The following is a 6,407-nucleotide window of genomic DNA, read 5'->3' on the forward strand; positions in this document are numbered from 1 at the left end:
CGATCCGGCAACTTGTCCGATCGCCCGCTCCCGTGTTATGCCGGGTGGGGGTGGGCGACGGGATGGATGCGGCGAGGCTGCACGGGATCGACGAGCGGATGATGCGCCGGGCGATCGCGCTCGGGGCGGCGGCGGGCTGGCGCGAGCTGCCCTTCGCCTGCGTGATCGCGCGGGGCGACGAGGTGGTGGCGGAGGCCACCAATGCGGTGCGGCGCGAGCAGGACGTCACCCGCCACGCCGAGATCGTCGCCATGGCGACGGCGCGCCGGGCGCTCGGGCGGCGCAGCCTGGCCGGCTGCACGCTCTACACGACGGTGGAGCCGTGCGCGATGTGCGCCTTCGCGATCCGCGAATCGCGGCTCGGCCGCGTCGTCTATGGCCTGCGCTCCCCCATGATGGGCGGCCACTCGCGCTGGGACATCCTGGCGGACGCGACGCTGTCGCGTTCGATGCCCGAGGTGTTCGGCGCGCCGCCAGAGGTGCGCTCCGGAGTGGTCGCCGACGAGGCCGAGCGCGGTTGGCTCGCCTGGAATCCGCTGGTGTGGAGCATCATCCGCCTGCGCGGCTGCTTCGTGGCGCATGACGCGCAACCGGAAGGCGCGGACCCGTCTCCGCCGCGGCGCGCGCGCCGGCGGACGCTGCGCTCGCTCTTCTCCGGCCTGTGACGGGGAGTCTTCGCCGGCAGCCGCCACCGCAGGAGCCTGGTAACCACGACGGCGGAACCGCGGCCCCGGCGCCTCGCATCGGCGCGGGCGGATCGAACGCGCGTGCCGGCCGCGCCGACCAATCGGCGTCAGGTCTCCTCGTTCCTCCGCCCAGGCTCGCCATGTCCAGGCTCGAAAGCGCAATCTTCACCGCCGCCGGGATCGTCCTGGTCCTCGGCGGGCTGGCGTGGTCGGGCTGGGTGGCCGGTCACCGTGGCCACACGAACGTGGCGGCCGCGCTTCTCGTCATCGTCGGAGCCGTGGCCGACCACACCGCGCCGCGCTGCCTGACGCCGAGCCGGCCGTTCGGCGGATGACGCCCGGCCGCCCGATGGCCACACCGCGGATCGCCTCAGGCGCAGCCGAGCCGGCGCGCCAGGCCGTCGCGGCCCTGGCGCATCGCGGCCGCGTGGTTCCAGGCGAACGCCTTGCGGGCCAGCGGGGCGGCGAGCCGCATTCCGGGTGCCGACACCGTCATGGTCCAGTCGTAGCGCACTCGCGTTCCGCTCCCTGTCGGCCGGATCAGCCAGGCGCCGCGGCCGGTGAGGGCGCCGGACGCCTCGCCGCCGATCAGCGCGAGCGGCTCCACCCGCGTGGTCCGCACCTCGAAGGCGAGGCGGACCGGCAGGGCGGTCCGCCATTCGAAGGCGAGGCGCGCGCCGACGCCGCTCGCATCGCCCGGCGCGAGCACCACCGCGCGGGTGACGGTCGGCCACCACTGCGGCCATTCGGCCGGGCGCATCAGCGCCTCCCACACGCGCTCGGGCGCGGCGGCGAGGTCCCAGTCGGCGAGGAGGCGGATGTCGGCGCTCGACATCGTCGAGCGTTCGCCGACAAATACGGCCCGGCGAGGGCGCCGGCCGATTCGCGGGTCCATCCGAGGAGGGGGCCGAGATGGAGTTCCTGGCGTTTGTGGCCGCGCTCGTGGCCATCGTCATGCTGCGCGGCGAGCGCCGCCAGGTCGCCGTCCTGCGGGACCGGCTGACCGGCATCGAGGCGGAGATCGAACGGCTGCGTGTGCTGCTGGCCAGGGCATCCCGCCCGGGGGGCGAGGCGCCGCCCGCGACCGAGCCGTCCCCCGATGACGGCCCGGAGATCGCGGCGGCGCCGGTGGTCCCGCAGGCTCCCGCCGACACGGCGGCCTCGAGCCCCGCTGCACCGCCGCCGCCCACCGCGGTGCCGCCGATCTCCGCACCGCCGATCTCCGGACCGGCAATGTCCGAGCCGTCGGGCGTCACGGCGGACGCGGCGACCGCGCCCCCGCCGGTCGCGCCGCGTGGCTTTGAGGAGCGCTTCGGCACCCAGTGGGTGGTCTGGGTCGGCGGCGTGGCGCTGGCGCTCGGTGGCCTCTTCTTGGTGCGCTACTCCATCGAGCAGGGGCTGATCGGGCCGGGCGTGCGGGTCGCCCTCGGGGCGCTACTCGCCGCCGCCCTGGTGGCGGCCGGCGAGTGGACCCGCCGCAACGAGATCCGGGTCGGCGCCGCGGCGCTGCCGACCGCCCACATCCCGAGCACCCTGACGGCCGCCGGCACCACGGTGGCCTATGCGACCGTGTGGGCCGCTTTCGCGCTGTACGGCTTCCTGCCGCCGCCGCTCGCTTTCGTGCTGCTCGGCGCGGTGGCGCTGGCGACGCTGGCGGCGGCGCTGCTGCATGGGCCGGCGCTCGCCGGGCTCGGCCTCGTCGGTGCCTATGTGACGCCGGTTCTGGTCGCCAGCGACGAGCCGAGCTTCTGGGCGCTGTATCTCTACCTCGTCGTGGTGACGGCCGCCGCCTTCGCGCTGGCGCGGGCGCGGCTGTGGCGCTGGCTGGCGCTCACCGCCATCGCGTTCGCGACGCTGTGGGCGCTGCCCGGCATCGCCGAGGCGGCGGTCGGAACGGCGGTGCCGCACACCGTCTACCTCGTGGCGGTGTTCGGGCTCGCCGCGGCCTTCACGGTGTCGGGCCTGCTGCTCGGGCCTGAGGCGACCCCCGACACGCTCGACGAGGTCTCGTCGGTGGCGCTCGCCGCCGTGCTGGTGCCGGCCGGACTTCTCGTGATGGCGAGCGGCCACGATGGCGTGGCGCTCTTCGGCTTCACGCTCCTCGCCGCCCTCACGGTCGGCATCGCCTGGCGGGCGCCGGCGGCGCTCGGCGCCGTGCCGGTAGCGGCCGCGATGGCGGTGCTGGTGATGGCCGAGTGGGCGACCGAGACGCGGCTCGACACGCTGATCGCGCCGGCCGGTCCGGTCGCCGGCGCGGTGCCGGAGCCGGTGCGCACCTCCTTCGCGCTCCACCTCGCCGCCGGGGCGCTGTTCGCCGGCCTGTTCGGCGGCGTCGGCTTCGCGGCGCAGGGGCGGGCGACCCGCGCGGTGGTGCCGGCGGTGTGGGCGTGGTGCGCCATCGCGACGCCGATCGCCATCCTGATCGCGCTGTACTGGCGCATCGCCGGCTTCGCCTCGGTCAGCGTGAGGCGGCCTGTCCGCCTCACATCTTGGTCAGCACTCCGAAGCGCACATAGGGGCCGCTGCGGTCGTCGGTGTCCATCGTCCAGCCGACGCCGCCCGACCACTGGTACGGGCCGAGCTTCCAGGCCGTGAGGTGCAGCCCGGCGCGAAGCTGGCGATAGGTCTCGTCGCCGTAGATCTGCACCTCCGGGCCGACATAGAAGCCGCCGTACACGGGCTCGAGCACGCGCCAGCCGGCGGCCGCCTGGAGCCCGAAGCCCTGGCCGATCGACGACCAGGTGGCGGCGACCGCCACCATGATGTCGGGTGCCGGCTCCCACCACGTCTCCACACCGAAGCGCAGGCCGATGTGCAGGCCCCTGAGCGGATTGCCCGGATCGAGCGGCCGCGTCGCATGATCCTGGACGTCGAGCCCGCCGTGGACGACCGCCGTGAAGGCGCCGCGCCGGAACACCCAGCCGGATGTCAGGGCGCCGAGCACCTGGCCGGCGACGACGAGCCGGCGCCCGGAGCGGTATTGATAGACACCCGTGCCGACCAGCAGCCGCAGCAGCGGCCCGTTGCGGTCGAGGCCCTCCGGCGCCCAGGCGAAGCCGCCGTGTAGGAAGCCGCCGGCGCGCCACAGATCGGTGCCACCGAACAGGAGCAGACGCTCGGCTTCGAGACTGGCGAGGATGTCGGGGGGCAGTGGGCCGACAGGCGGAGGCGGCGCCGGAGGTGTCGCAGAGGTGGCCTCGACGCCGAGCATGAGAGCGACAGCGGCCAGCATGGCCCGAAGCGGCGCCGCGCGACGCCGCGCGGCGTCGAGCAGTGCCGCGCCGAACAGCGCAATGCGGCACAGCGCGGTCGCCGAAGCGACCGCGCCGATTTCCAGTCGGCTCATGGACGAGTCCCTGGAAACCGAAGTGCTCAAGTCTGCCGCATAGGGTTGTGATTTTACCGAGCGGCACGCATTCGATCCAAGGGAACAAACACGGAAAGCCTGTCACGAACCGTCGATAGGGACGTCGGCGTGACGGATTGGCGACATCGCCCGGACAGACTAGATCCGGGAGATGCGCGAGCCCGGTTGTTTGGCCCGGTGCTGCGCGTCGCGACACGTCCGGCCACGGTCTGTCCTGCGCGCCGGCCCTACCGGGCTGCCGGCGGACTTGCCGAGGCGCGTGCTAGCATGGCGTCGCTCGCCCCCGGACTCGCCCGCCAGGCCCGGCTTCGCCAGGACAAGCACCATGCCTCCGAACGACTCGCCGGCCGCCACCGCGGTGGAACCCGATGCCATCCAGCAGCGTCGTCAGATCGGCTTCCTCAACGTCGCGCACGGCCTCGATCACTTCGTGCTCGGTATCTACCCGACCGTGGTGATCGGGCTCGAAGCCGTCTATCGGCGGCCCTATTCCGAGCTGATCGTGCTGTCGACCGCGATGTTCGTGGCGTTCGGGCTGTTCTCGCTGCCGGCCGGCTGGCTCGCCGACCGCGTCAGCCGCCGCGCCATCATGGCAGCGTTCTTCGTCGGCACCGGCGTCGCGCTCGCCGGCTGCGCGGTGGCGCCGAGCCTGCCGATGCTGGCGACGGCGCTGTTCCTGGTCGGCATGTTCGCGGCGATCTACCACCCGGTCGGCATGGCGATGCTGATCCAGGTGTCGGGCGCCCGCGGGCGCACGCTCGCCTTCAACGGCGTCTGCGGCAATCTCGGCGTCGCGCTCGCCTCCGGCGTCACCGCGGTGCTGGCCTCGTGGCTCGGCTGGCGCGGCGCCTTCCTGGTGCCGGCGCTGATCAGCCTGGCGCTGGGCATCGCCTATCTGGCGCTGGTCGCGGACGACCGCCACGAGACCGGACGACGCGCCCGGGTCGCCGACATCGTGCTGCCGCGCCGCGCCGCGGTGGTGTTCTTCGGCCTCTATCTGATCATCTCGTTCTGCGGCGGGCTCACGTTCAACACGATCGTGGTGACGCTGCCCAAGATCATCGACGAGCGGCTGGGGGAAGGGGTCGCGCTGGCTGCGGTCGGTGGGCTCGCCACCGCGGTGTTCCTGTGCGGTGCGGTGGCCCAGATGGTGGTCGGCCGCATCGCCGAGCGGGTGGCGCCGCATCTCCTGTTCGCCGCCGTGGTGGCGCTGCTGCTCGGCGGCGCCGTCTGGGCCGTGCAGGCGAGCGGCATGATCCTGCTGGCCGCCCTGGCGGTGGTGATGGCGGCGCTGTACGGGCAGGTGACGGTGGGCGACATGGTGATCGCCCGTTACACGGCCGATGCCTGGCGTGGCCGCGTCTACGCGGTGCGCTACTTCCTGTCGTTCGCGTCGGCCGCCGTCGCGGTGCCGGGGATCGCGGTGCTGCACGCGCGCGGCGGCTTCGATCTGGTTCTGGTCGGGCTGGTCGGGGTGACGGCGCTGTTTCTCGCCGCGGTGCTCGGCCTGGTCGCGGTGGTGACGCTGGCAGCGCCGCGGACCGTGGTGTCCGCCGAGCCGGCCGCCGCCGAATAGGGGGCGCCGTGACGGTGACTCGTCTCTTTCTCGGCCGTCGCGAAATTTCTTCGTGGCCTTAACGTCTCGTTAACCGTCGACTCGCATCATGGAGGTGAAAGGGCGCTTCGGCGCCACGGCCACCGGCCACGATGACGCCGGATGAACGCGCATCGGGGCCGGATCGGTCGCTTCTCGAGTTCCCGCACGGGGCGGGTATGGGGGACCGGCGTCTTGCGGCGCCGCATGGGGCAAGGCCCGGGCGAAAGCCCGGGCCTTTTGCTTGGCGGGCTCTCATACCAACGGCGTCAGAGATTGACCGCTGCCCAAGCTCTGGTTGCGATCGAGCGGATGCGGCCCGGCTCGGCGGCGAGGGCGTTCCAGGCGTCACAGCAGGCGTCGACGATGTCGTCGTAGGTGTCGAAGACACGGTTGGAGAGCCAGTTGCCGCGCAGGAACTGCCAGACGTTCTCGACTGGATTGAGCTCTGGTGAGTAGGGTGGCAGCTTGAGCAGGCTGATGTTGTCTGGGACGCGGAGCCGTCCGCCGGTCTTGTGCCAGCCGGCCCCGTCGAGCACGACGACGGCATGGTACCCGGGCCTCACGGTGCGGGCGATCTCGGCGAGATGCAGGGTCATGGTCTCGGCATCGGCCTTGGGCAGCACGAGAGCGGCGCCGCAATCGCGAGCCGGACAGACCGCCCCGAACAGATAGGCCCAATCGTAGCGCTGGTCGCGTGGAGCGCGCGGCCTTGTGCCGCGCGCGGCCCAGATGCGGGTCAGCGTGCCCTGCTGGCCGA

7 protein-coding genes are annotated in these 6,407 nt (G+C 73.1%); 4 read left to right on the forward strand and 3 right to left on the reverse strand.

All coding sequences use genetic code 11. The features are described from left to right. The first annotated feature begins 62 nt into the window (after positions 1-62). Positions 63-665 carry a nucleoside deaminase gene (locus ACFQUV_RS20070; protein ID WP_129607169.1) on the forward strand — a complete coding sequence of 201 codons (603 nt, stop codon included), beginning with the start codon at positions 63-65 and terminating at the stop codon, positions 663-665. Between the two features lie 161 nt (positions 666-826). Further along, positions 827-1,021 carry a hypothetical protein gene (locus tag ACFQUV_RS20075; protein ID WP_129607168.1) on the forward strand — a complete coding sequence of 65 codons (195 nt, stop codon included), beginning with the start codon at positions 827-829 and terminating at the stop codon, positions 1,019-1,021. A gap of 35 nt (positions 1,022-1,056) precedes the next feature. Here ACFQUV_RS20075 and ACFQUV_RS20080 read toward each other — a convergent pair whose 3' ends face one another. Next, positions 1,057-1,521, reverse strand: coding sequence for an SRPBCC family protein (locus ACFQUV_RS20080; RefSeq protein ID WP_165363724.1), 465 nt, complete (start codon positions 1,519-1,521; stop codon positions 1,057-1,059). Between the two features lie 77 nt (positions 1,522-1,598). Here ACFQUV_RS20080 and ACFQUV_RS20085 point away from each other — a divergent pair, with 77 nt between their 5' ends. Continuing rightward, the gene (locus ACFQUV_RS20085) at positions 1,599-3,281 is read left to right on the forward strand and encodes a DUF2339 domain-containing protein (protein WP_244601403.1); all 1,683 of its coding nucleotides are present in this window, start codon (positions 1,599-1,601) and stop codon (positions 3,279-3,281) included. On the opposite strand, the gene bcsS is transcribed toward ACFQUV_RS20085, so the two are convergent. Then, complete coding sequence (gene bcsS, locus ACFQUV_RS20090) at positions 3,169-4,032, reverse strand: cellulose biosynthesis protein BcsS (RefSeq protein ID WP_378395558.1); 864 nt, start codon at positions 4,030-4,032, stop codon at positions 3,169-3,171. The genes ACFQUV_RS20085 and bcsS overlap by 113 nt on opposite strands. Positions 4,033-4,378: 346 nt before the next feature. Here bcsS and ACFQUV_RS20095 point away from each other — a divergent pair, with 346 nt between their 5' ends. Further along, positions 4,379-5,629 carry an MFS transporter gene (locus tag ACFQUV_RS20095; RefSeq protein ID WP_165363723.1) on the forward strand — a complete coding sequence of 417 codons (1,251 nt, stop codon included), beginning with the start codon at positions 4,379-4,381 and terminating at the stop codon, positions 5,627-5,629. A 287-nt stretch (positions 5,630-5,916) separates the two neighbouring features. Here ACFQUV_RS20095 and ACFQUV_RS20100 read toward each other — a convergent pair. After that, positions 5,917-6,407: IS630 family transposase (locus ACFQUV_RS20100; RefSeq protein ID WP_378395561.1), on the reverse strand; the 491-nt coding region annotated here is incomplete at its 5' end.

The organism is Rhodoplanes sp. P11 (genome assembly GCF_964266735.1).
Classification (GTDB): Bacteria; Pseudomonadota; Alphaproteobacteria; order Rhizobiales; family Xanthobacteraceae; genus Rhodoplanes; species Rhodoplanes serenus.